Source organism: Pseudomonas sp. AE27, assembly GCF_037113495.1.
GTDB lineage: Bacteria > Pseudomonadota > Gammaproteobacteria > Pseudomonadales > Pseudomonadaceae > Aquipseudomonas > Aquipseudomonas palmensis.
This window is the reverse complement of sequence record NZ_CP146966.1, coordinates 3306475-3330658: the sequence shown is the minus strand read 5'-3', so window position 1 is coordinate 3330658 and position 24184 is coordinate 3306475. Positions and strand designations below refer to the sequence as shown.

General features: G+C 62.2%; 23 protein-coding genes and 2 tRNA genes. 11 read left to right on the top strand and 14 right to left on the bottom strand.

The genetic code is table 11. The features are described 5' to 3' along the window. Positions 1-208: 208 nt before the first annotated feature. The 3 genes from V9K84_RS15245 to V9K84_RS15235 all read left to right on the top strand — a co-directional run bounded on the left by V9K84_RS15245 (position 209) and on the right by V9K84_RS15235 (position 2274). Entirely contained in the window at positions 209-919 is a 711-nt protein-coding gene (locus V9K84_RS15245; RefSeq protein ID WP_088514479.1) for a tRNA-uridine aminocarboxypropyltransferase, read from the top strand. A gap of 264 nt (positions 920-1183) precedes the next feature. Next, a complete protein-coding gene (gene erdR / locus V9K84_RS15240; protein WP_043864264.1) occupies positions 1184-1834 on the top strand; it encodes a response regulator transcription factor ErdR in 651 nt (216 codons plus the stop codon). A gap of 77 nt (positions 1835-1911) precedes the next feature. Then, positions 1912-2274 (top strand): diacylglycerol kinase, encoded by a 363-nt coding sequence (locus V9K84_RS15235; protein ID WP_054914977.1) that lies wholly within the window; start codon positions 1912-1914, stop codon positions 2272-2274. Here the strand turns inward: V9K84_RS15235 and V9K84_RS15230 are convergent. Beyond that, positions 2271-3197 carry a LysR family transcriptional regulator gene (locus V9K84_RS15230; protein ID WP_088514480.1) on the bottom strand — a complete coding sequence of 309 codons (927 nt, stop codon included), beginning with the start codon at positions 3195-3197 and terminating at the stop codon, positions 2271-2273. The two genes, V9K84_RS15235 and V9K84_RS15230, sit on opposite strands and share 4 nt — an antisense overlap. A 121-nt stretch (positions 3198-3318) precedes the next feature. Here V9K84_RS15230 and fpr point away from each other — a divergent pair, with 121 nt between their 5' ends. Further along, positions 3319-4098: a ferredoxin-NADP reductase gene (gene fpr, locus V9K84_RS15225; protein WP_043864261.1), complete on the top strand. Its 780-nt coding sequence runs from the start codon at positions 3319-3321 to the stop codon at positions 4096-4098. A 115-nt stretch (positions 4099-4213) separates the two neighbouring features. Here the strand turns inward: fpr and tsaA are convergent, their stop codons facing one another. The 5 genes from tsaA to rimO all read right to left on the bottom strand — a co-directional run bounded on the left by tsaA (position 4214) and on the right by rimO (position 8155). After that, positions 4214-4909, bottom strand: coding sequence for a tRNA (N6-threonylcarbamoyladenosine(37)-N6)-methyltransferase TrmO (gene tsaA, locus V9K84_RS15220; RefSeq protein WP_043864304.1), 696 nt, complete (start codon positions 4907-4909; stop codon positions 4214-4216). A gap of 7 nt (positions 4910-4916) precedes the next feature. After that, entirely contained in the window at positions 4917-5378 is a 462-nt protein-coding gene (locus V9K84_RS15215; protein WP_088514481.1) for a DUF1456 family protein, read from the bottom strand. 41 nt (positions 5379-5419) lie between these two features. Beyond that, entirely contained in the window at positions 5420-6130 is a 711-nt protein-coding gene (locus tag V9K84_RS15210) for an rRNA pseudouridine synthase (RefSeq protein WP_088514533.1), read from the bottom strand. Between the two features lie 130 nt (positions 6131-6260). Beyond that, positions 6261-6728, bottom strand: coding sequence for an acetyltransferase (locus V9K84_RS15205; protein ID WP_054914976.1), 468 nt, complete (start codon positions 6726-6728; stop codon positions 6261-6263). 89 nt (positions 6729-6817) lie between these two features. Further along, positions 6818-8155, bottom strand: a complete 1338-nt coding sequence (gene rimO, locus V9K84_RS15200) for a 30S ribosomal protein S12 methylthiotransferase RimO (protein ID WP_058541505.1) — start codon at positions 8153-8155, stop codon at positions 6818-6820. 267 nt (positions 8156-8422) lie between these two features. On the opposite strand from rimO, the gene V9K84_RS15195 reads away from it, so the two are divergent. Further along, a complete protein-coding gene (locus V9K84_RS15195; protein WP_043864257.1) occupies positions 8423-10321 on the top strand; it encodes a potassium transporter Kup in 1899 nt (632 codons plus the stop codon). A 74-nt stretch (positions 10322-10395) separates the two neighbouring features. On the opposite strand, the gene V9K84_RS15190 is transcribed toward V9K84_RS15195, so the two are convergent. The 4 genes from V9K84_RS15190 to V9K84_RS15175 all read right to left on the bottom strand — a co-directional run bounded on the left by V9K84_RS15190 (position 10396) and on the right by V9K84_RS15175 (position 14840). Continuing rightward, positions 10396-11688, bottom strand: a complete 1293-nt coding sequence (locus V9K84_RS15190) for an AcvB/VirJ family lysyl-phosphatidylglycerol hydrolase (protein WP_088514482.1) — start codon at positions 11686-11688, stop codon at positions 10396-10398. Continuing rightward, positions 11688-14330: a bifunctional lysylphosphatidylglycerol flippase/synthetase MprF gene (gene mprF, locus V9K84_RS15185; RefSeq protein ID WP_088514483.1), complete on the bottom strand. Its 2643-nt coding sequence runs from the start codon at positions 14328-14330 to the stop codon at positions 11688-11690. Before mprF ends, V9K84_RS15190 begins: the two co-directional genes overlap by 1 nt. A gap of 224 nt (positions 14331-14554) precedes the next feature. Continuing rightward, a tRNA-Met gene (locus tag V9K84_RS15180) sits at positions 14555-14631 on the bottom strand. A 132-nt stretch (positions 14632-14763) separates the two neighbouring features. Beyond that, positions 14764-14840, bottom strand: a tRNA-Met gene (locus tag V9K84_RS15175). Positions 14841-15053: 213 nt separating this feature from the next. Between V9K84_RS15175 and dinB the strand changes: the two genes are divergently transcribed. Beyond that, the gene (dinB, locus tag V9K84_RS15170) at positions 15054-16118 is read left to right on the top strand and encodes a DNA polymerase IV (protein WP_043864254.1); all 1065 of its coding nucleotides are present in this window, start codon (positions 15054-15056) and stop codon (positions 16116-16118) included. Between the two features lie 45 nt (positions 16119-16163). Here dinB and V9K84_RS15165 read toward each other — a convergent pair whose 3' ends face one another. The 3 genes from V9K84_RS15165 to V9K84_RS15155 form a co-directional block, all read right to left on the bottom strand. Then, complete coding sequence (locus V9K84_RS15165; protein WP_043864253.1) at positions 16164-17111, bottom strand: lipoprotein; 948 nt, start codon at positions 17109-17111, stop codon at positions 16164-16166. 20 nt (positions 17112-17131) lie between these two features. After that, positions 17132-18847 carry a proline--tRNA ligase gene (locus V9K84_RS15160; protein WP_088514484.1) on the bottom strand — a complete coding sequence of 572 codons (1716 nt, stop codon included), beginning with the start codon at positions 18845-18847 and terminating at the stop codon, positions 17132-17134. 166 nt (positions 18848-19013) lie between these two features. Then, the gene (locus V9K84_RS15155) at positions 19014-20288 is read right to left on the bottom strand and encodes an OprD family porin (RefSeq protein ID WP_078480041.1); all 1275 of its coding nucleotides are present in this window, start codon (positions 20286-20288) and stop codon (positions 19014-19016) included. Positions 20289-21059: 771 nt separating this feature from the next. Between V9K84_RS15155 and V9K84_RS15150 the strand changes: the two genes are divergently transcribed. Both V9K84_RS15150 and V9K84_RS15145 read left to right on the top strand, forming a co-directional pair. Next, the gene (locus V9K84_RS15150; RefSeq protein ID WP_088514485.1) at positions 21060-21485 is read left to right on the top strand and encodes an HIT domain-containing protein; all 426 of its coding nucleotides are present in this window, start codon (positions 21060-21062) and stop codon (positions 21483-21485) included. A gap of 3 nt (positions 21486-21488) precedes the next feature. Further along, positions 21489-21695: a SlyX family protein gene (locus tag V9K84_RS15145; protein WP_043864249.1), complete on the top strand. Its 207-nt coding sequence runs from the start codon at positions 21489-21491 to the stop codon at positions 21693-21695. 115 nt (positions 21696-21810) lie between these two features. Here V9K84_RS15145 and V9K84_RS15140 read toward each other — a convergent pair whose 3' ends face one another. Then, positions 21811-22398 carry a cold-shock protein gene (locus tag V9K84_RS15140; RefSeq protein WP_043864302.1) on the bottom strand — a complete coding sequence of 196 codons (588 nt, stop codon included), beginning with the start codon at positions 22396-22398 and terminating at the stop codon, positions 21811-21813. 303 nt (positions 22399-22701) lie between these two features. On the opposite strand from V9K84_RS15140, the gene V9K84_RS15135 reads away from it, so the two are divergent. From V9K84_RS15135 to V9K84_RS15125, 3 genes are all read left to right on the top strand, one after another. Continuing rightward, a complete protein-coding gene (locus tag V9K84_RS15135) occupies positions 22702-23172 on the top strand; it encodes a Dps family protein (RefSeq protein WP_043864248.1) in 471 nt (156 codons plus the stop codon). 275 nt (positions 23173-23447) lie between these two features. Then, positions 23448-23777: a ribbon-helix-helix domain-containing protein gene (locus tag V9K84_RS15130; protein WP_054914974.1), complete on the top strand. Its 330-nt coding sequence runs from the start codon at positions 23448-23450 to the stop codon at positions 23775-23777. Between the two features lie 110 nt (positions 23778-23887). Continuing rightward, on the top strand, positions 23888-24109 hold the full coding sequence (locus V9K84_RS15125) for a zinc ribbon domain-containing protein (RefSeq protein WP_043864246.1): 222 nt from the start codon (positions 23888-23890) through the stop codon (positions 24107-24109). The last annotated feature ends 75 nt before the right edge of the window (positions 24110-24184 follow it).

Here is a 24184-nt window from a genome sequence, read left to right as displayed (position 1 = left end):
CATTGCGCGCAGTGTTCCGTCACAGGCGCGATGGCAGTACTGGCAGGTCTGTACAGGCTGGAGATTATAAGGGAGTAGCGCGCAACGCTGCACGGCAAATACGGCCAGTGGAGGCGGGCTCTGGTAAACTGCCGGGGTTTTAGTCTCGCTGAGCCTGCGTCGTGCCCTGCCTTTATTGCCATCCCCATTGCCACCGTTGCGTCCTGTCATGAGCCATGCCGTCTCGCGCCTGCGCGCCGAGCGCCTGGCGCGCAGTGTCAAACCCTTCGTCGCGCGCGGCTCGCGTGCGCCACGCTGTCCCGGCTGCCGGGTAATCCCCGAGTACTGTCTGTGTGCCTGGCGCCCGCGGGTGCAGGCGCACTCGGGCATTTGCCTGCTCATGCATGACACCGAACCACTCAAGCCTACGAACACGGGCTGGCTGATTGCCGACGTGATCGGTGACACCACGGCGTTTGCCTGGGAGCGCAAGGCGGTGGATGCACAGTTGCAGGCGCTGCTCGATGATCCACAGTGGCAGCCCTACATCGTTTTCCCGGGTGAATTCGTGGCGCCGGAGCGAGTGGTCAGCAGCGTCGCCCCAACGTCGGGCAAGCGCCCGCTGTTCATTCTGCTGGATGCCACGTGGCCCGAAGCCCGCAAGATGTTTCGCAAAAGCCCGTACCTGGAACGGTTCCCGGTGCTCAATCTGCAGCCTGAACAGATCTCGCGCTACACATTGCGCCGCTCGCGGCGCGACGACCATTTCTGTACCGCTGAAGTGGCAGCCATGTGTCTGGAACTGGCCGATGACCAGCAGGCCTCCCAGGCACTGGATGCCTATCTGGACGTATTCAGCACCCATTATCTGGGCGCCAAGAACAGGCTTGTGCTGGATGAAGACGATGCCGTGCACCAAAAACTGCGGCCCTTCCTATAGTTCAAGGGGCAAGTACGTCACTTTGCTTCATAATGTGTGCACTGGCGGCATGGGCTACGAGACAACCACCGGGCTTTGAACTTGACCACCCGGTCCGGGCTCGGCATCCTTGGCGCCGATTCGGGCACGACGAAGGCTTGAATGCTGTTTTCCTGGCCCCGACGTGCCTTTTTGGCTTCCGGCACTGCCGCCCGATGCCCTTGAGCTGCCCCGCCAGGCGCCTCCACGCTGGCTGCGCCTGCACAGAACAGGATCATTAGATCGATGGCCACATACGAAATCCTGATTGCCGATGACCACCCGCTGTTTCGCAGTGCGCTGCGCCAGGCCGTTACCCTGGGCCTTGGTCCGGACGTTCGACTGGTTGAGGTGGCAAGCATCGCCGAACTGGAAACCCGCCTGGCCGAGAAAAACGACTGGGACCTGGTGCTGCTGGACCTGAACATGCCCGGTGCCTATGGTTTCTCGGGGCTGGTGCTGCTGCGCGGTCAGTATCCGCAAATTCCGGTGGTGATGGTCTCGGCCCAGGAAGAGGCGGCCGTGGTGGTAAAGTCCCGAGAATTCGGTGCCAGCGGCTTTATCCCAAAATCCAGCCCGCTGGAGCAGATTCAGGACGCGGTCAAGAAAGTGCTCGATGGCGATGTCTGGTGGCCGCCGCAAGCCTTCGAGAAGATCGATGTGTCCGCTGAAGCCAAGGCCGCCAGCGAGGGCCTGGCCAGCCTTACCCCACAGCAATTCCGCGTGTTGACCATGGTGTGCGAAGGCCTGCTGAACAAGCAGATTGCCTATGAGCTGAGCGTGTCGGAGGCCACCATCAAGGCCCACGTCACCGCGATCTTCCGCAAGCTGGGCGTGCGTACGCGCACCCAGGCCGCGTTGTTGCTGCAACAATTGGAATCGGTTTCAACGAGTTAAGGCCACTGGCCTTCACGCTTTTTTGACTCGGCGTGCACTAGCCTGCATCGCTCCTCATTGGGTTCAAGTGGCTTTCTATGTCGCCTTTCAAGGGCCAGACCGGCCTTAAACGAGTGTTCAACGCCGCCGGCTATTCGTTCGACGGCCTGCGCGCCGCCTTTACCGGCGAAGCGGCGTTTCGTCAGTTGGTGCTGCTCAACGTGGTGCTGATCCCGGTCGCCTTCTGGCTGGATGTAAGCCGTGCCGAACGCGCGATCCTGATCGCGGTGTGCCTGCTGGGGCTGATCGTCGAGCTGCTCAACTCTGCCGTGGAAGCCGCGATCGATCGTATTTCCCTGGACCGCCACCCGTTGTCCAAGAACGCCAAGGACATGGGCAGTGCTGCCCAGTTCGTGGCGTTGAGCATCGTGGCGGTGGTGTGGGCGGTGATTCTGCTCTAGGCAATGTGCGGCAGCACGATTTCGTCGCTGCGTCGTACCCCGGCGGTAAAGTTGCGGCACAACTCCAGAAACTCGCGCATCGCCGAGGTCTGGTACTTCTGCTTGTGCCAGATGAAGTAGAACTGCCGCGCCAGGTCCAGTTCGGGGGTTTCCACCGCCACCAGGCTGCCGCGACGAAACGCATCGCGCAGCGCCAGACGTGAAATGCAGCCGATCCCGAGCCCTGATTCCACCGCGCGCTTGATCGCTTCGGTATGTTCCAGCTCCAGGCGGATGTTGAGTGTCGAGCGATGGTGGCGCATAGCCTGGTCAAAGGTCAGGCGCGTGCCTGAACCCTGCTCGCGCAGAATCCAGGCTTCATGGGTCAGTTCCTCAAGGCTGGCGCGACCCTTGAGCGCCAAGGGGTGCTGCGGCGCGCAGAACACCACCAGTTCGTCCTCGACCCAGGGCTGAACCTCCAGGTCGGGGTGGTTGCAATCGCCTTCTATAAGACCCAGATCAATTTCATAGTGCGCGACCTGATGCACGATATGGGCGGTGTTCTGTACATGCAGTTTGACCTGGCTCTCCGGGTGAACCTGCATGAAGCTGCCGATCAGCAAGGTGGCCAGGTAGTTGCCGATGGTCAGTGTGGCGCCCACTGCCAGAGAGCCGAAGCCGGACTTGCCGTTGAGCAGGTCCTCGATTTCCTTGGCCTGGTCGAGCAGGGCCACGGCCTGGGGCAGCAGCTGGTGCCCCAGTGCATTGAGGCTCAGGCGCTTGCCGGCACGATCGAACAGCTGACAGCTGGATTGCCGTTCAAGCTCGGTGATGGAGGTGCTCGCAGCCGACTGCGACAGCGCCAGTATCCCGGCCGCACGGGAGACGCTCTGGTGTTGCGCGACGGCCACGAAGACCTGAAGTTGACGCAGTGTAAATCGCATATCTATATAACCGATAAGACATATCTTGATAATTCATTTAACAGATATTGTCGCTCGCACTAAACTATCGCGCAATCGCGCTCACGGTCAGCGCTGCGTTATTTTTCAGGAGCCCCCGTACATGAGCAACATGAACCACGAACGTGTCCTCAGTGTTCATCACTGGAACGACACCCTGTTCAGCTTCAAGTGCACCCGCGACCCGGGCCTGCGCTTCGAGAACGGTCAGTTCGTGATGATCGGCCTGCAACAGCCTAACGGCCGCCCGCTCATGCGCGCCTATTCGATCGCCAGCCCTAACTGGGAAGAGCATCTGGAGTTCTTCAGCATCAAGGTGCCGGACGGCCCGCTGACCTCGCAGTTGCAGCACCTGAAGGAAGGCGACGAGATCATCATCAGCAAGAAGCCTACCGGCACCCTGGTGCTGGATGACCTGAACCCGGGCAAGCACCTGTACCTGCTGAGCACCGGCACTGGCCTGGCACCGTTCATGAGCGTCATCCAGGACCCGGAAACCTACGAGCGCTTCGAGAAAGTGATCCTGGTCCACGGTGTGCGCTACGTCAACGAAGTGGCCTATCGCGAGTTCATCACCGAGCACCTGCCGCAGAACGAGTTCTTCGGCGAGGCGCTGCGTGAAAAACTGATCTACTACCCCACCGTCACCCGCGAGCCGTTCGAGAACCAGGGACGCCTGACTGACCTGATGCGCAGCGGCAAACTGTTCAGCGACATCGGCCTGCCGCCGATCAACCCGCAGGACGATCGTGCGATGATCTGCGGTAGCCCGAGCATGCTGGATGAAACCAGCGAAGTCCTGAACAGCTTCGGCCTGAAAGTCTCCGCGCGCATGCGCGAGCCAGGTGACTATCTGATCGAGCGTGCGTTCGTCGAGAAGTAAGCAGGCAGTACCAATAAAAAACGCAGACCTTGGTCTGCGTTTTTTATTGCCCGGGATTTGTGGTGCGGCATTCGCCGGCGCGGCCAGCGTTCCTGCTACCTTGCGGGTGCCGGCCCTACGCCTCGCGCACCACCTCCAGCACCCGGATCGTATCCAGCTGAGGGTAGTGCCAGCGTACCTGCACGTCCCAGAACCCGACCCCGTACACCCGCTCGACCGGGGGCACCTGATAGGCCGGGCGCGGATCCTGTGCCAGGCATTGTTCTATCAGCTCCACCAACGGCTCTGCGAGACGCAGCGCATGCGCATGGGCCTGCTGCAGTGCCGAGTCGCTCCACTGCACCGTGATCGGCGCAGGCGGGGCGCTGGCCATGTGATTGACCGCCCCGGCTACGCTGTCGGCATAGGGTACATAGGGCTTGATATCGATGACCGGCGTGCCGTCCAGCAGGTCGATGCCCGACAGCAGCAGTCGCCCGGCCTCGACGCCCTCCAGTTTCACCACCGACTGCCCGATGCCGTTTGGCCGGTGGGTGGCGCGGGTGGCGAACACGCCCATCGACGTGTTGCCGCCCAGGCGCGGCGGGCGCACCTTCAGGCGCGGCTTCTCTTCCAGGGCCTGATGAAACAGGAACAGCAGCCACACGTGGCTGACCTGCTCTAGCCCGGCAACCGCTTCCCCCTGATCGAAAGGCGATACCAGCTCCAGCACCCCGCGCGCAGCCGGAGCCAGCTGCGGTTGGCGCGGGATGGCGAACTTCTCCTTGAAGCAGGAGCGCACGTAGCCGACCGGCTCGACACTGTAGGCCATGATCGAATCAGCCACGCACTCGCAGGGTCAGGCCCTTGAGGAAGTTGCGCAGCAACTGGTCGCCACAGGGGCGGTAGTTGCTGTTGCCGACCTTGCGGAACAGGGCGCTGAGTTCAGGCTTGGATACCGAAAAATCCGCCGCCTTGAGAATGGCATGCAGGTCGTCTTCCTTGAGCTCGAAGGCCACCCGCAGTTTTTTCAGGATGATGTTGTTGGTGACCGGCACTTCGACCGGCAGAGGCGGGCGACTCTCGTCGCGGCCACGCTTGAACACCACCAGGCCATCGAGAAAATGCGCGATGACTTCGTCCGGGCAGCGCACGAAGCCTTCTTCCTCGTCTTTTTTCAGGTAGCTGGCAATGTCGGCATCGCTGACGTCAAAACCGTTGATGCGGGTGATCTCTGCCAGTTTGGCATCGCTGATATCCAGCATGTAGCGCAGGCTGCGCAGCACATCGTTGTGAATCATTGGACAATCCTGATCAAGTGGCAACGCCCGAGTGGCGAGGCCTAGAATTTTTCTTTGCTGGACAGGTAGCGCCACTGGCCCAGCGGCAGCTTGCTCATGGCCACGCCGCCCAGGCGGATACGGCGCATGCTCACCACGCTGACACCGACACTGCGGCACAGCAGTTCGATCAGCCCCGGCGTCGGGTTTTTCAGCACCATGCGCAGGCGCGTCTCGTTCTGCCAGCTGGCCTTGATGCGGGGCAGTTCCTGGCCCTTCCAGGTGAAACCGCGGTTAAGGCGTTCGAGACCATGGGCGACCATCTCGCCGCTGACCTCGACCACATACTCCTGCTCCAGCTTGGCCAGGTCCGAGGTGACCTTGCGCACGGCACGCCAGTCCTGGCTGTACACCTGCAGGCCGCTGGCGCCCTGTTGCAGCTCGGCGACGCAGGTCAGCCGGGCAAAGTGGCCTTTGAGCGGGCGATGCCCTTCGGCGTGGGCCTCGGACAAGGTGGCCGGGGTCATGCTCAGGCGAGCGCTTTCGCTGTCCTGGTCGGCGGCCTGGTGCAGCAGCAGGGTTACCGGTTCCAGGGCTTCGGCCTTGGCGCCCGGCAGCAGGGCGACGACCTGGCCGTCGACCTTGAGCTGTGGCTCGTCGACGACGTTGCCGTCAACGGTCACCCAACCGCCTTCGATATAGAGTTCGGCCTCCCGTCGGGAGCAGCCGACCAGTTCGATAAGGCGTTTGGAAAGACGAATGGGTTCAGACATGACGGCGGCCGTGGCACAGGGAAAGGCGCCCATTGTAACCGCCCGGGCGAGCGAAGGCCCGGCTACATTCGTGCCGGGCGGCTATTAATGCCGTGAGGGGATGATTTTCGGATCGGCCTTACAGCGTCCTTCAGCCCGTGCTCGCAGACTGTGTACGACCTAGCCTGAGGTGAAGCAGGGGGTAGGGTTTGCCCATACCGTCCTTTTCCGAGCGCCCGATGACTTCGAAGCCTTGGCTGGCATAGAAGCCGATGGCCTGGGGATTCTGCTCATTGACGTCGAGCTCATCGGCGTTCAGCTCATTGATGGCATGCCGCAGCAACTGCTTGCCGATGCCCTGACCGCGATACTGCGGGTCGACGAACAGCATTTCGACACGCCCGGCCGCTACACCCGCAAAGCCGGTGATGCGTTGCTGGCTGTCCTTGCAGCAGATCAGCATCACTGCATCCAGGTACTTGGGCACCAGTTCACGCAGCAGCACGATGTAGCTTTCGGGGAGAAAATCGTGGGTGGCACGTACCGAGGCTTCCCATACCTGCAGCAGGCGAGGGTAGTCGTGGGGGCTAGGGGTTTGCACGGTGGAATGCGCGCGCATCGCAGGGTCTCCTGAGGTGTCCGTACTGGACACGATAGTCCAATAAAAAGCCCCGCCATGATGGCAGGGCTTTTCCAGGCCGCAAAGCGTCAGACAGGCTCGGCCCACAGGTCGTATTCGTCGGCATCGGTGACGACGCACCAGACCTTGTCCCCCGGCTTGAAGCCGTGGTCGCCGTCGATGAACACATTGCCGTCGATCTCCGGGGCGTCGAAGAAGCTGCGGCCCACCGAGCCCTGCTCCTCGACTTCGTCGATCAGCACTTCGATGCGCTTGCCGATGCGCAGTTGCAGGCGTGCGCTGCTGATGGCCTGCTGGTGGGCCATGAAGCGATCCCAGCGGTCCTGCTTGACGTCATCAGGAACCACGGGCAGGTCCAGGTCGTTGGCCGGTGCGCCTTCGACGGGCGAGTACTGGAAGCAGCCGACGCGGTCGAGCTGAGCTTCGGTGAGCCAGTCGAGCAGGTACTGGAAGTCTTCCTCGGTCTCGCCGGGGAAGCCGACGATGAAGGTGGAGCGGATGATCAGCTCCGGGCACTGTTCGCGCCATTTCTTGATGCGTGCCAGGGTCTTGTCTTCGAAGGCAGGGCGCTTCATCGACTTGAGCACCTTGGGGCTGGCGTGCTGGAACGGGATGTCCAGGTACGGCAGCAGCTTGCCGGCGGCCATCAGCGGGATCACGTCATCGACGTTCGGGTACGGGTACACATAGTGCAGGCGCACCCACACGCCCAGGCTGCTGAGCGCTTCGCACAGCTCGAGCATGCGCGTCTTGACCGGCCGGCCGTTCCAGAAGTCGGTCTTGTACTTGACGTCGACGCCGTAGGCGCTGGTGTCCTGGGAGATCACCAGCAGCTCCTTGACGCCGGCCTTGACCAGGCGCTCGGCCTCGCTCAGCACCTCGCCCACCGGGCGGCTGACCAGCTTGCCACGCATCGACGGAATGATGCAGAAGCTGCAGGTGTGGTTGCAGCCTTCGGAAATCTTCAGGTAGGCGTAGTGACGCGGGGTCAGCTTGACACCCTGGGGCGGCACCAGGTCGATCAGCGGATTGTGGTCCTGACGTGGTGGCACCACTTCGTGCACGGCGTTGACCACCTGCTCGTACTGCTGCGGCCCGGACACCGACAACACGCTGGGGTGCACGTCGCGAATGTTGTTGGCGTCGACACCCATGCAGCCGGTAACGATGACCTTGCCGTTTTCCTTGATGGCCTCGCCGATCACTTCCAGCGATTCGGCCTTGGCCGAGTCGATGAAGCCACAGGTGTTGACCACCACCACGTCGGCATCCTCGTAGGTGGGCACGACTTCATAGCCTTCCATGCGCAGCTGGGTCAGGATGCGCTCGGAATCGACCAGGGCTTTGGGGCAACCCAGGGAAACGAAGCCGACCTTTGGCGTGGTGGGCGTGGCGGTGGTGGACATGGTTAACCTCGGTGTAGAGGGGCTGCTTGGCACGCGAAGGTGGCAGCCCTGACGGGCGCTTTGGGGCGCCTCTGATCAAAAAGTGCGCAATTCTAGCGAGGCACAACGCGCTTGACTAGCAGAAATGCGACGAACGCTGCGCTATGCTTCGCGCCATCGCTCCCGCGTCGTTCAGCGCTGCGTTCGGCACGCTGCGACGGGTTGCAAAAATGATAGCGCCTGGCGCGAATTTCGCCGGCCTCTGGGTCTTGGTTGCGGGAGTGGTTGATGGTTCAGGCAAGCAGTCAGGCCAATGCCGGGCATACGGCGGCAAAGCCGCTGAGCCTGCTGGTGGCGGCAGTCGGGGTGGTATACGGCGATATCGGTACCAGCCCCTTGTATACCCTCAAGGAAGTCTTCTCCGGCGGCTATGGGGTGCCGGTCAACCATGATGGTGTGCTGGGCATCCTGGCGTTGATCCTGTGGTCGCTGATCTGGGTGGTGTCGATCAAGTACGTGCTGTTCATCCTGCGCGCGGACAACCAGGGGGAGGGTGGCATCATGGCCCTGACCGCGCTGGCCCGACGAGCGGCTGCGCCTTATCCCAGATTGCGTGCGCTGCTGGTGGTGTTCGGCTTGTTCGGTGCGGCGCTGTTCTATGGCGACAGCATGATCACCCCGGCGATTTCGGTGCTGTCGGCGGTCGAAGGCATGCAACTGGCGTTCGATGGCATCGATCACTGGGTGATACCGGTGGCGCTGGTCGTGCTGGTGGCGCTGTTCCTGATCCAGAAGCACGGTACCGCGCGCATCGGCATTCTGTTCGGGCCGGTGATGGTGGCCTGGTTCGTGGTGCTGGCGGCCCTGGGCGTGCACGGCATCGTCCAGCGCCCCGAAGTGCTGCAGGCGCTCAACCCGATCTGGGCCGTGCGCTTCTTCATCGTCCACCCCGGCATGGGCGTGGCGATTCTGGGCGCCGTGGTGCTGGCGCTGACCGGGGCCGAGGCCTTGTACGCCGACATGGGGCATTTTGGCCGCAAACCGATCGCGCGAGCCTGGTTCGCGCTGGTGCTGCCGGCGCTGGTGCTCAACTATTTCGGTCAGGGCGCATTGCTGCTGGAGAACCCCGAAGCGGCACGCAACCCGTTCTACCTGCTGGCCCCCGGCTGGGCGCTGGTGCCGCTGGTCGGGCTGGCCACCCTGGCCACCGTGATCGCTTCCCAGGCGGTGATTTCCGGGGCCTTCTCCCTCACCCGACAGGCCATCCAGCTTGGTTATGTGCCGCGCATGCAGATCCAGCACACCTCCAGCGACGAGCAGGGGCAGATCTACATCGGGGCGGTCAACTGGTCGCTGATGGTCGGAGTGATCCTGCTGGTGCTGGGCTTCGAGTCCTCCGGCGCGCTGGCGTCGGCCTATGGCGTTGCGGTAACCGGGACCATGCTGATCACCACCATCCTGGTGTCGGCGGTGATGTTGCTGCTGTGGAAGTGGCCACCGCTGCTGGCGGTACCGGTACTGCTGGGCTTTCTGTTCGTCGACGGGCTGTTCTTTGCCGCCAACGTGCCCAAGGTGCTGCAGGGCGGGGCATTCCCGGTGCTGGCAGGGATTGCGCTGTTCATCCTGATGACCACCTGGAAGCGCGGCAAGCAGATCCTGGTGGAGCGCCTGGATGAGGGCGCGTTGCCATTGCCGGTGTTCATCGCCAGCATCCGCGTGCAGCCGCCGCACCGTGTGGAAGGTACGGCGGTGTTCCTGACCGCGCGTTCGGACGCGGTGCCCCATGCGCTGCTGCACAACATGCTGCACAACCAGGTGCTGCACCGCCAGGTGGTGTTGCTCACCGTGGTCAACGAGGATTCACCGCGGGTACCGCCACAGCGGCGTTTCGAGGTGGAGGGGTATGGCGAGGGGTTCTACCGGGTGATCCTGCATTTCGGCTTCATGGACGAGCCGGACGTGCCGGCGGCGTTGAAGCTGTGTCACCTGGACGAGCTGGATTTCAGCCCCATGCGCACCACCTACTTCCTCAGCCGCGAGACGGTGATCGCATCCAAGCTGGTGGGCATGTCGCGCTGGCGTGGGGTGCTGTTTGCCTTCCTGCTGAAGAATGCCAACGGCAACCTGAGGTTCTTCAACCTGCCATTGAACCGGGTGATCGAGCTGGGTACGCAGGTGGAGATCTAGCGGGACCTTTCGCCGCCAAGGCGGCTCCTGCAGGATGCGATCCGTTGCAGGAGCCGGCCTTGCCGGCGAGGCTTCTACTGTTCAGCGACGCTGGACTTTCCCTGGCGCGTTTCGATCTCGCTGATCAGGCGTTTGGCCAGGGCCGGGTAGTTTTCGTCGAAGTGGTGCCCGCCGGGCAGCTTCACGCGCTCACCCACGGCGGTATGGTCGGTGCAGCCGCTTTCATCGGCTTCTTCTTCACCATAGATGCACAGCACCTTGCTCGGCGGCATCCTGGCCATCTCAGGCCCGGTTGGCGCCTCTTTGCCGGCATTGCCCAGCCAGCCCTCGACCTCGATCTCGAAACTGCCACTGCGCGCGAACGCCAGCAGAATCACCGCATCGATGCGCTTCTGGTCTTCGGGTGGCAAGCGGTTGTAGATCGCCGGCAGCACGTCGGCACCGAATGAATAGCCGGTCAGTACGAAGCGTTTGGTACCCCACTTCTGGCGGTAGTGCTGCATCAGCTCGGACAGGTCGACTGCGCTCTGCTCCGGTGTCTTGTGCTGCCAGTAGTAGCGCAGGGTATCGATGCCCACCACCGGGTAGCCCAGCTTGGCCATCTCGCCCGCCACGTCGCGGTCAAGGTCGCGCCAGCCGCCATCGCCGGACAGGAACAGCGTCACGGTGTCGGTGGTCTGGCCGGCCGGCACTTCCACCACCGGAATGCTCAGTGCATTGCCATCCACGCCCAGCAGGGCCTGGGTCAGTTGGGCCTTGAGCACCTGGGGCAGGTGGATGTCGTAATCGCTGATGCTGGTCTGTGCATTGGCCTGGTCGCGCACGAAGGCGGCGCTGGCGTCATCCGGGTTGTCGTTCCAGGCCACGTTCCAGTGACCATGGGCGGCCGACTTGGGCAGCGCGGCGCTGCAGCCGGGCTGCTCGATGCTGAACCCCACGGAGATGGCCTGGGCCTTGTCGTTGGTCTGCCCGGCCAGCCAGCTCCAGGCCAGCCCGGCTCCCGGGCCGATGCCGGCAACCAGCGTCGGCGTGCCCTGCAACTGTTGCAAGGCCTGCTGCAGCGCCTGCTGCTGCAGGTTGCAGTCGCTCGGCGGCAGGATCACCTGTACCAGCTGGGCGCGGGCACTCTGGCTCAGGTCGATCAGTTGCTTGTCGCTCAGGGCCTGGTCCTGCGGCACGGCCACGGCCACCAGGTCCTTGCCTCGCGAGCTTGGGGTAACCCGCACCAGGCTGCTGCCATCGGCCAGGGTCAAATGTTCAAGGTGCGGTTGCGGGGCAGGGCGGGCCCACAGCCAGAAGCCCAGGGCCGCCGCGAGCAGGGCCAGCACCAGGGCGGCCAGTACATGAAGCCAGTAGCGTCGAATCATCAGCGTTTCACCAATCCGGTCAGGCCGCCTGCAATCAGGGCGGCGGTATCGGCCAGGGCCACCAGGGGATCGAGCCCGGCGGGTACGGCCATATAACGGGGTTCCCAGTCAGGCTGGAACTTGTCTTTGAAGCGGCGCAGGCCCTGGAAGTTGTACAGTTGCTCGCCGCGCTGGAACACCATCGAGCCCAGGCGCTGGGTCAGAGGTGCGCCGCGACGCGGCTGCAGCCCGGACAACGGCACCATGCCGAGGCTGAAGCGCGCATATCCATGCGTCTTGTAGTGTTGGATCAGGCCGATCATCAGAAACTCCATGGTCAGCTTTGGTGCTTGCGGGTGCGCGCGCATCAGGTCCAGGCTGGCCAGCTCGCGGCTGTGGGTTTCGAGCAGGTTGGCAAAGGCCACCGGCTGGCCCTGGAAGCGAATCAGCGCGATGCGGAAGTGTTGCAGGTACTCTGCGCTGAAGCGGCCCAGCGAAAAGCCTTTTTCGCGCACGTTCTTGCTTTCGAGCCAGGCATCGGAAATCACCTTCAGTTCCTCGAGCGGGGCTTGCCCGGGCTCGTGGATCTCCAGGCTCAGGCCGTCGCGCCCGCCGCGGTTCCAGGTATAGCGCAGGTCTTTCATCTCCTTGCCCTTGGCGTCGAGGTCGAAGCGCACCAGGTCCACGCGGGCCTCTTCGCCCAGCTTGATCGCGGTCAGGCCGATGTCCATGTAGAAAGGCAGGTTCTCGGCACGCACCTGGTAGAACACCGGTCGAGCGTGATGGATATCGCACAGGTCGCGAAACTGCCAGATCATCTCGGCGCGGCGCTGGGCCGGGCCGATCGGGTCGTACAGCGCCACCAGGCTGCGCCCGCGGCGGGCGTACATCAGGAAGGCGTCATCCTGAGGGTGGAACAGCAACGCCTTGTCGCCGGTCAGCGCCAGGCCGCCATCGGGCTGGTCGGAGCTCTGCAGGATGCGGTTGGCCCGTTGCAGCTCGTCACCCGTGGGCAGGTGGATGGTAGGGCGTGCGGTACGCAGCAGCCAGGTCAGTGCAACGATCACCAGCAGTACCGCGCTACCGAGTAATGAGCGCAGCCCGCGCGGGGCATCGGCGTCCAGGGTGAACTGCCACCACAGCTGGTGGCTGTAGGGCACGTCCTGGTAGGCGAACAGCAGCAGCCACACCGACGCGCCGATCACGCAGGCACTGGCCACCACGTAGACCGGTGAGAAGGGCAGCTCGAGCAGTCGGCTGGGCCGGTAGAACGAACCGCGGAACACTGCCAGCAGGCAGGCGGTAAGCGTCAGCAGGCTGGCCTCTTCCCAGTCGAAGCCCTTTAGCAGCGACAGCAGGGCGCCGACCAGCAGCAGCACGGTGGTGAGTATCCAGGCTGCCGACAGGCGCCGCCGCAGGCCCTGGGCCAGCAGCAGGCACAGCACGCCGATCAGGCTGGCGCCGAAGTGCGAGGCATCGATCAAGCGGTGCGGCACCAGGAAACCCAGGTGCTCCAGGCGCGTGTCGATTTCGGGCGTCGCCCCGGAGAACAACAGCACCACGCCCGACAGGAACACCAGAATCGCCAGTACCGGTGCGGCAAGCCCGGAGGCCACCTTCATGGCCTGGCGCGCGAACAGAAAGCGCTTGGCTTCGCTGGCCAGCAGGACCACGCAGGCCACCAGCAGCGGCAGCACGACATAGATCAGGCGGTACAGCAGCAGCGCAGCGGCAAGTGGCGCAGCCCCCAGCTGGTCGGCGAAGGCGGCCAGCAGGATGGCCTCGAAGACCCCGACCCCGCCGGGCACGTGGCTGAGCACACCGGCAGCCAGGGCCAGCAGGTACACCAGCAGGAACGCACCGAAGGGCGGAGCCTCGGGCAGCAGCAGGTACAGCACCGTGGCGGCGGCGGCCACGTCCAGTGCGGTGATCAGCAGCTGCAGCAAGGTCAGGCGTGCGCCCGGCAGGCGCAGCGTGCGTCGGCGTATGCGTACCAGCAGGTTGTCGGCCAGCGGCTGTTCCGGCAGTCGACGCCGGTACAGCCCGTAGGCCAGGGCCATGCTCAGGCCCAGTACCGCGAAGGCGATGGCGGCCAGTACCGGGGCCGGCGTGCGCAGCGCCATGGCCGCGGCGGGCAGGTTGCTCAGGGTGGCCAGCGCTGCCAGCGGCGGCAGCGCGCAGCCCAGCGACAGGCTGGCAAACAGCGTCATGCGGGCCACTTCGGCACCGCCTATGCCGTGGCGGGCGTACAACCGGTAACGCACCGAGCCTCCGGACAGCAGCGACAACCCGATCGCGTTGCCGATGGCGAATGCACAGAAGCCGCCCATGGCCAGGGTGGCTGAAGGCAGCCGGACCCCGGCATAACGGCTGGCTGACCATTCATAGCCCAGCAGGATGACAAAGCCTGCGACCGTGGCCAGCAGCGCACCGGCCAGGGCGGGCTTGGGCACACTCAGCAGCGAGTCGTGCAGGGCATAGATATCCAGCTCGCTGAGCAGATGGCGACAGGCAATCAGGGCGATGCCGAACAGTAGCAGGGTGACCGCCAGGCCGATCGGCTGACGATACCGGCTGAGCAGTTCCAGCCAGCGCAGGCGATGCGGGGCGATGGGCTGGGCGGCGCTAACGGGGGTTTCTGCTTCGGGCGTTTGTGGGCGCATCAATCACCTTTTTGGATTGCGCGCGACTGGACGATGTATCCGACCAAGTTACCAATCCCTATGGAAAAATAATGTCTGAATCTTACTCGCGATCATGCCGATCCGCGCCCATCAGGATAGTTAAAGAAGTTTCATGCTGCCGCAAGGGCATGGAGAGGAGGGGAAGGTATTTTTCACAAGACGCAAAAAAGGCCACTTTTTTCAAAGTGGCCTTTTCTGTTGTTTGGTTGCGGGAGCCGGATTTGAACCGACGACCTTCGGGTTATGAGCCCGACGAGCTACCAGACTGCTCCATCCCGCGTCTGTGGGGCGGATTCTACAGCGTATGGAGATGCTGTCAATGCTTAATTGTTGATTTACAACAAAAACCTGCTATGGGCCAAACAGCGCCCAACAAAAAAGGCCACTTTTTCAAGTGGCCTTCTCTGATGTTTGGTTGCGGGAGCCGGATTTGAACCGACGACCTTCGGGTTATGAGCCCGACGAGCTACCAGACTGCTCCATCCCGCGTCTGTGGAGTGGATTCTACAGATATCTCAGAACGTGTCAACCGCTAAAACCCAGAAATCCTTTTTTGTTCAATTGCTTAGCGTTTGTGATCTGGCTGCGGGCGCGCTAAGGCGGGGGCTGCAGGGCATTTGCCTGCGGTGACGGGTGCAGGGTGCAGCCGGTGGTGACGAGTGAGATACTGCGCGTACGAATCAACGGTGTTAACGGTCATCCATGTCCCAACGCAAGATCATCCACATCGATTGCGACTGTTTCTACGCAGCCATCGAGATGCGCGACGACCCGCGGCTGGCCGGCAAGCCTCTGGCCGTGGGTGGCTCGGCCGACCGGCGCGGGGTGATTGCTACCTGCAACTACGAAGCGCGGGCCTTTGGCGTACGCTCTGCGATGTCGTCGCACCACGCGTTGAAGCTGTGCCCCGACCTGACCATCGTCAAGCCGCGCATGGATGCCTATAAGGAAGCCTCGCGGGAGATTCACAACATCTTCCGCGAGTACACCGAGCTGATCGAGCCATTGTCGCTGGATGAAGCCTATCTGGACGTATCCGACAGCCCGAAGTTTTCCGGCAGTGCCACGCGCATTGCCGACGACATTCGCCGGCGGGTGTCCCAGCGCCTGCACATCACGGTATCGGCGGGGGTGGCGCCCAACAAGTTCCTGGCCAAGATTGCCAGTGACTGGCGCAAACCCAACGGCTTGTTCGTGATTACCCCGGCACAGGTGCAAGACTTCGTCGCCTGCTTGCCAGTGACCAAGCTGCATGGGGTTGGCAAGGTCACGGCTGACAAGCTGGGGCGCCTGGGCATTGTCGATTGCAAGGATCTGCGCGAGTGGGACCGCCTGGCCCTGGTCCGCGAGTTCGGCAGTTTCGGCGAGCGTCTTTACGGGCTGGCGCGCGGCATTGACGAGCGGGTGGTGCACAACGACAGCCGGCGCCAGTCGGTGAGCGTCGAGAACACCTACGACAGCGACCTGCCGGACCTGGCCAGCTGCCTTGAAAAACTGCCTGAACTGCTGGAATCGCTGGGCGGTCGCATGGCCCGGATCGACGACAGTTACCGGCCGGGCAAGCCGTTCGTCAAGGTCAAGTTCCATGACTTCACCCAGACCACCCTGGAGCAGGCGGGGGCGGGGCGTGATCTTGAAAGCTACCGGCAACTGCTCAGCCAGGCTTTCGCGCGTGGCGCCAAGCCGGTCAGGTTGCTGGGAATTGGCGTGCGGTTGCACGACTTGCGTGGGGCGCATGTTCAGCTGGAGCTGTTCACGCCCGAATGAAACGCCAGGCATCGTGGTCGATGCCTGGCGTTCATGGTGCTGGGGCTACTTCGCGCCGGGGTCTGCCACCAGGCGGCCGGCATCCCTGGTCAGCGCCTTGAGAAACTCCTGTTGCAGCTCCGGATCATTGCGGGTCAGCTCGATCAGGCTCTGTTCCAGCTCGCTGGCTTCCTCTTCCAGGCCGAGTTCGGACAAGCGCTTGACCCGGTGCACCCACTCGCTCACCTCGTCGTCTTCAAGGTCGTCGTAGATCAGCTCATGGGCTTCGACCAGTTTGCCGCGCAGCGTTGGGCTGAGCAGCAGGCTGGCGTCGGCACGCACGTTGTTTTCTTCATCGGCCACGGCCAGGTGCAAGGTGCCCACCTGGGTCAGGTTCTGTTCGGTGAACGGGCTGTCGAGCAGGTTCAGGCGCAACACACCATTGCGGTCGGTGGTCAGCTCGTGGGTGAGCTTGCCAGCCTTGACCTCGACCGGGCGTTCGCCCCACGGCAGGCTGGTGTACTCCTGGCGTTTGTCCTTCTGCACTTCGCTGATACTGGCCAGGTTCTGTTGCGCACGGCCGTTGGACTGCACGTTCATGAACGGGTTGAGCCCGGCCACGCCATAGCTGAGCCAGTCATGGGTCACGCTGTCGGGCAGGTTGCCCAGTGCGAACACGTTGACCACATTGGCGCCGATACCGGCAACCACGGCCACTGCGCCCAGCGGGATCTCGTAGATTTCGCGCCAGGGTTGGTAGGGCGTGTAGCGATCATAACGACGGGTCACTTCGAATTCGGTGACTTCGAAGTTCTTCTGTTCGTGAACGCGCACGCGCCGTTGCGGCAGCTCGAGTACCTTGGGCTCTCCGACATCGATCTGCAGGCTGTGCTCGAGCAGCTTGCGCTCGATCCGCTCCTCATGCTCGCTGCGCTGGGACATCTGGTTGGCGCAGCCGCTGAGCAGCACGGCGCCGCACAGGGCGGCGCCTCCGAAGGTGATTCGCTTGAACATGGCTACTCTTGTGTTGGCTATCAGCGACGAATACGGGCTTGCAGGAACGACAGCACCTCGGCCACGGGCAAGGCCTGGGTCTCGCTGTCCTTGCGGTACTTGTATTCCAGGTTGCCTTCGGCCAGGCCCCGGTCGCTGACCACGATGCGGTGCGGGATGCCGATCAGTTCCATGTCGGCGAACTTGATCCCCGGGCTGGTTTTCTTGTCACGGTCGTCCAGCAGCACTTCGAAACCGGCGGCGGTCAGCTCGGCGTAGAGCTTGTCGGTGGCTTCGCGCACTTCGGCGGTTTCGTAGCGCAGCGGTACCAGGGCGATCTGGAATGGCGCGAGGCTATCGCTCCAGATGATGCCCTTGTCGTCGTAGTTCTGCTCGATGGCAGCGGCGACCACGCGCGAAACACCAATGCCGTAGCAGCCCATGGCCAGGGTCACCGGCTTGCCGTTCTCGCCCAGCACCTGGCACTTGAGTGCTTCGCTGTACTTGGTGCCCAGCTGGAAGATGTGCCCGACTTCGATGCCGCGCTTGATCATCAGCGTACCCTTGCCGTCCGGGCTCGGGTCGCCGGCTACCACGTTGCGCAGGTCGGCGATTTCCGGTACGGGCAGGTCGCGCTCCCAGTTCACGCCGAAGTAGTGCTTGTCGTCGATGTTGGCACCGATGCCGAAGTCGCTCATGAATGCCACGGAACGGTCGATGATGCACGGCAGCGGCAGGTTCAGCGGGCCCAGGGAACCGGCGCCGGCGCCGATGGCGTCACGCAGTTCGGCGTCACTGGCCATCACCAGCGGGCTGGCCACCTGTGGCAGGTTGGCAGCCTTGATTTCGTTGAGCTCGTGGTCGCCGCGGACGATCAGGGCAATCAGCTTGCCTTCTTCGGCGGCATGCACGATCAGGGTCTTGACGGTGCGCTCGATAGGCACGCCGTAGTTTTCGACCAGGGCAGCGATGGTTTTCGCGTCCGGGGTATCGACCAGGCGCAGCTCCTCGGTGGGGGCAGGGCGCACGGTTTCCCGTGGGATCGCTTCGGCCTTCTCGATGTTGGCGGCGTAGTCGGAGCTGTCGCTGAAGATCACGTCGTCTTCACCGGACTCGGCCAGCACATGGAATTCGTGGGACCAGCTGCCACCGATCGAGCCGGTGTCGGCCTGCACGGGGCGGAAATCCAGGCCCAGGCGGGTGAACACATTGCAGTACGCCTGGTGCATGCGGTCATAGGTTTGCTGCAGGGATGCCTGGTCGGCATGGAAGGAGTAGGCATCCTTCATGATGAACTCGCGACCGCGCATCAGGCCGAAGCGCGGACGGATCTCGTCGCGGAACTTGGTCTGGATCTGGTACATGTTCAGTGGCAGCTGTTTATAGCTGCTCAGCTCGTTGCGCGCGAGGTCGGTGATGACCTCTTCGTGAGTAGGCCCCACGCAGAACTCGCGACCATGGCGGTCCTTCAGGCGCAGCAGCTCTGGGCCGTACTGCTCCCAGCGGCCGGACTCCTGCCACAGTTCAGCGGGCTGAATGGCCGGCATCAGCACTTCCAGGGCGCCTGCGGCGTTCATTTCCTCGCGTACCACGGCTTCGACCTTGCGCATCACGCGAAGGCCCATCGGCAGCCAGGTATAAAGGCCGGATGCGAGCTTGCGGATCATGCCGGCACGCAGCATGAGCTGGTGGCTGATGACGACCGCGTCGGAAGGGGTTTCTTTTTGTGTGGCGAGCAAATATTGACTGGTGCGCATGGTAGGCCGTTGTCGGTTGCTTAACTGAAATGACCCCGCATTGTACGGGGGCGATTCGGTGACGTATAGGATGGTGGCGCGGGAAACTGCGCCAAGTGCATCAACACAAAAGAAAAAGCCCGGCAGGGCCGGGCTTTTTCGAGCTGGGGTCCGTGAGCCGGAAGGCTTACAGGATGCTCAGCGGGTACTCGACGATCAGGCGCAGTTCGTCGATCGAAGGCGACGAGTTGTTGTACACCGCATCGCTGGAGCGGTAGGTGGCCTGGCGAACGCGGAAGCTCAGGTCTTTGGCCGGGCCTTCCTGCAGTACGTACTTGGCTTCGATGTCGCGTTCCCACTCTTTGCCGTTGTTGCCGGAGGAAACGTTGGCATCGGTACCGCGGATGTAGCGGGTCATGAAGCTCAGGCCCGGTACGCCGAAGGTGGCCATGTTGATGTCGTAGCGAGCCTGCCAGGATTTCTCGTCTTCGGAGTTGAAGTCCGAACGTGCCACCGAGTTGGCCAGGAACACGGTACCGCCGCCGTCGACGCCGTAGGCGTAGCCGCCGTCGCCGCTGATGCGCTGGTGCGCCAGGGTGAAGGTGTGCGCGCCGATGGTGTAGGCGGCGGACAGGCTGAATGCACGGCTGTCGATCTTGTCGCCGTCGTAGGCTTTTTCCAGCGCGGCGCCGGTGCTCTTGGTGTTGTAGAAGTTGAAGTCGAACACCAGGCCCTGCTCGTCGTTGATCGGCAGGCTCCAGTTCACGTTGGCGTAGTATTTGCGCCAGTAGTCTTCGACCTTGGAGTAGTAGAGGCTGGTGCTGAGCTCGTCGCTGAACGCGTAGGTGCCGCCCAGTACGTCGGCCTTGGTCAGGTGGATGCCGCCGTCACGGTTGGTCTGGTCTTGTGCAGTGATGCTGGTGAAGCGACCGGCGTTGAGCGTCAGCCCCTTGATTTCGTTGCTGGTGATCAACGCGCCCTGGGCCATTTCAGGCAGCAGGCGGCTGTCGTCGGTGGCCAGCACTGGCAGCGAGGTGAACTGGTCACCCACTTTCAGGACGGTGTCGGAAATCCGGAACTTGATGGCTGCGCCGCCTTTGGAGTAGTCGTCCTGCGAGCGTTCGTCGGAGCCGGTCGGGAACAGGCCGGTGCCGGCAGTGCCCTTGCCGCCGTCCAGTTTCAGGCCCAGCATGCCGATTGCGTCGACGCCGACGCCGATGGTGCCTTGGGTGAAGCCCGACTCGAAGGTGCCGATGAAGCCTTGGCCCCACTCTGCAGCGCGGCTCTGCGCGGTGTTGGGGACGTTGCGGTAGTCACGGCTGAAGTACAGGTTGCGAAGTTTGACGTTCAAGCTGCTGTCTTCTACAAACCCCTTGGATTCATCCTGAGAAGACGCCATGGCCAGCTGCGAGGTGCCTGCCGCTACGGCCAGGGCGATTATGCTCCACTTCATCACGCGCATCGTGATTTGCTCCTTTGGTTTTGGAAGATTACGGCCTTGCCCCCTGGTTTTTTTATGGGGCGGCTCTTTCTTTTTTGAGTCGGCGAAATGTATATCACGCTGACTGTCGTTGGCGATACTTGCGAAAGGAACCTTTCATTAACTTTATGGTCCCGTCGCAAACGGTTAAATCCCTGTCGCAAATTACGCCCCGGCATGACCGGTGCGTTCAACTACAGCGCTGTTTCGCAGAGCAGCAAAGGCAGCGCAATCACGCCAAGCCTTTGATGCCAAAACTCCCTGGTTGCCCTTGCAGCTGTTGTTATTTGTCGCACTCGGCTTGCTTATGCAGGCGCCATGCCGACGTTGGGCAGAGATGAATGCAACAAGCGTGCTCAATTGCGCGGTGCGTTGATGAAATTTTCACATTTCGTTGGCCAAAGGGCGCGTGGTGCCCGAAAACCGGGGGTGTACAGATCTTTTGGTTTGAGGGTCGATGCCGTCGCGGAATAAGCAAAAAATCGACTTTGAAGTCAAAACGTTACCGGCTTGTAGGACAAGTGAGTAGTTTTCGGTAGGAGGCGGTGCTGATTGTGTTCGCGAGGCGCTATTTTGGTGCGAAAAGTAGCGTTTTGTTACCGGAGTGAGCGGACCTCCTGCGTGCAGTGTGGTCTGCCTGCCCCGGGATGGAGCGCCATGTACTCATGCCTGTGACTCCAATCGGGAGTATCCTTGCGTCAATCACCTGCCGGGTGCAGGTATCGGGATTGAAAGGTGCGAGGAGATTGTTCTGTGTTTGCTCTTGATTCACGTTTGCAACAAGACACGATTGCGTTGGGGGACTTTCCTCTTTGTCGCTTGTTACTTAGTAAGGATGCTAACTATCCGTGGTTCATTCTGGTGCCGCGGCGTCCTGCTGTCAGCGAAGTATTCGAACTTGATGAAGAGGCGCAGCAGCAACTCTGGCAAGAGACCACGTTGCTGGCCAAGTTGCTCGACGGGCTGTTCGATGCCGACAAGATGAATGTCGCGACCCTGGGCAACGTCGTGAGTCAGTTGCACATGCATGTGATCGTGCGACGCCAGAGCGATGTGGCATGGCCTGGCCCGATATGGGGGCGCGTGCCGGCGCTGGTTTATACAGCCGAGGCGCTGGCTCATGTGCGCCGCATCGTCGAGCGTGAGCTTGGTGATTATCTTCAACCGATCGAGGCTTGAATCATGACCCTGGAAGCACGGGTAACCGAGTTGGAGAGTCGTCTGGCATTTCAGGACGATACGCTGCTGGCGCTGAACGATGTGCTGGTGGAGCAGCAGCGGGTGGTTGAGCGGCTGCAACTGCAGATGGGCGCGCTGCTCAAGCGTTATGAGGAGATGGTGGGGCAGTACGAGTCCAACGAGGAAGAAGCGCCGCCCCCGCACTATTGATGCATGTGCCTCGCGCAGTGTGTTAAAGGCTCAGTGCAGATCGACAGCAGATCAGTGAGTAGGCGTAAAAAAACCGCGATCGGCCAAGTGGCCGTCGCGGTTCTTCACACGAGGATCAGCGACGCGGTGCCGCAATCACATCCTCGGCCTGCAAACCCTTGTCCCGGTTCATCACCGAAAACTCCACACGCTGACCCTCCACCAGCACCCGGTGACCCTCGCCACGAATGGCCCGGAAGTGCACGAAGATGTCATCGCCGGAATCCCGCGAAATGAATCCAAAGCCCTTGGACGTGTTGAACCACTTCACGGTGCCCGTGTCGCGGTTGCTCATGTCGTAGGCAGGTGCCTGGCTGCGCGCACGGCCAACCTTGGCCAGGCCCGCCACCAGATGCAGCAGCACGGCCAGCAGGGCGCAGACCATGGCCGCGACATTGCCCAGCTCCGGGCGCAGCAGCACAGTGACCGCTTGCAATACCACTGCAAGCACCAGCAGCGCGCTGGCAGTGTGTTGCAGGTACTGGCGCGCGCCGCGGTAGTGCATTGGCAGCACAGGCACCAGGATCAGGTTGAGCAGCCCGAACAGCGCCAGGTAGATGGCATCGGGTTGTTGCAGGAAAGGGACAGCTTCGCCCCTCAGGCTAGGAATCAGGGACAGCAGCAAGGCAGCTGCGCCCGTCAACAGGTGAACGATCTTGAACATGGTGGTTTGGCTCACATTTTATTCAGGCATATCACAGGAAGAGCTGAACCCACGGTGCGCGGTTACCGATGAGGCGCCAAAGCGTGGCTGCAGCCTATGCGCCATTGCACAAAAAATGCGCAATGACGGCACGGTGCCTATTTAACAGCAAAGCCGGGTGCTTCTCAAATCAGCGGGCCAAACGGGCCGCGCGGCTGCAGCTCTGTGTCGCACGCCAGACCGGCAATCGGAGCTGCAGGCACGCGCAACTCTTGGTACAGTGCTTCCAGCATGTTGAACTGACATCACAGGAAGGAAATGTACATGGCAATTGATATTGGTATCAGTGAAGAAGATCGCAAGTCCATTGTTGACGGCTTGTCGCATCTGTTATCGGATACATATGTACTGTACTTGAAGACCCATAACTTCCACTGGAACGTGACCGGGCCGATGTTCAATACACTGCACTTGATGTTCGAAGGCCAGTACAACGAACTGGCCCTGGCAGTCGATGCCATCGCCGAGCGAATTCGTGCACTGGGCTTCCCGGCGCCGGGTACTTATTCCACCTACGCCAAGTTGTCCTCGATCAAGGAGGAGCCAGGTGTGCCGGCGGCCGAAGAGATGATCAAGCAACTGGTCGATGGCCAGGAAGCCGTGGTGCGTACCGCGCGCAGCCTGTTCCCGTTGCTGGACAAGGTCAGCGACGAGCCGACCGCCGACCTGTTGACCCAGCGCATGCAGGCCCATGAAAAGACTGCCTGGATGCTGCGCTCGCTGTTGGCCAAGTGAGTGTTCGGCGCCTGTAAAGGCGCCTGTTGAAAGACGCAAGCCCGATTCTTCCTTAGAGGAATCGGGCTTTTTTAATGGGTACTTCCTGCGTGCTGCGGCCGGCGTGGAACAGTTTCAGCAGGTGTGGTACATGAACTCAACTAAAAGGTTATTCCTACGCTGCGCAGGCTCGCGGTCTGCTGGTTGCAATACGATGAACAGCGCTTCATAGGCAGGTGCCTGGATAGCAAGTATCCCGGTGATGAACTTCCTGTCAGTCAATGCGTGGGATGAATATGTCGCGAGTCGTGAATGAACGTGCATGCACCGCCGAGCAACTTCGTATGGCCCCTGGTGATCCTTTTCAGGCAGATTTCAATATGGGCCTGGCGCGCCCGCTGTCGCGTTCGGTGCGACTCAACGGCTTCGCCACCTGCTTGCGCCTGGAAGAGGTCTACTGGAAAATCCTCGAGCGCATTGCCGCCGCCAACCGGTGTACGGTCAATGCGGTGCTGTCCCATGTGGACCGCGAAGTCCACCTTCGCCACGGCGGCGTCAAGAATTTCAGCGGCCTGGTGCGGGTGATCTGCGTGGTCTACGTGCTGGGGGGCGGCGCCAAGCCCTGAACCATTCGTGCGCTGGCACGGCGGGCGGGCTGCACAGCCCCGGTTAACCATATATAATCCCGCTTTTTGCTGCGTGGCGCGGCCCGCGCAGTGGTCAACGAGATACGCCAATGCCCCTGTACGACTATCAATGCGGTTCCTGCAGCCACCAGATGGAAGTTCTGCAGAAGATCAGCGCAGCGCCGCTGACCGATTGCCCGGCCTGCCAGGCACCTGCCCTGAAGAAGCTGATTTCTGCCCCGGGCTTCCGCCTGGGCGGCACCGGCTGGTATGAAACCGACTTCAAGACCGGCACCAAAAAGAACCTGGCGGGCGCCGACAAGGCCGACTGAGTTGAACTGTACTGCCAGGGTCTTGCACTATGGGGCCCCTGGGGCCGGCAAGGTCCACACCCGAATTCACGAATG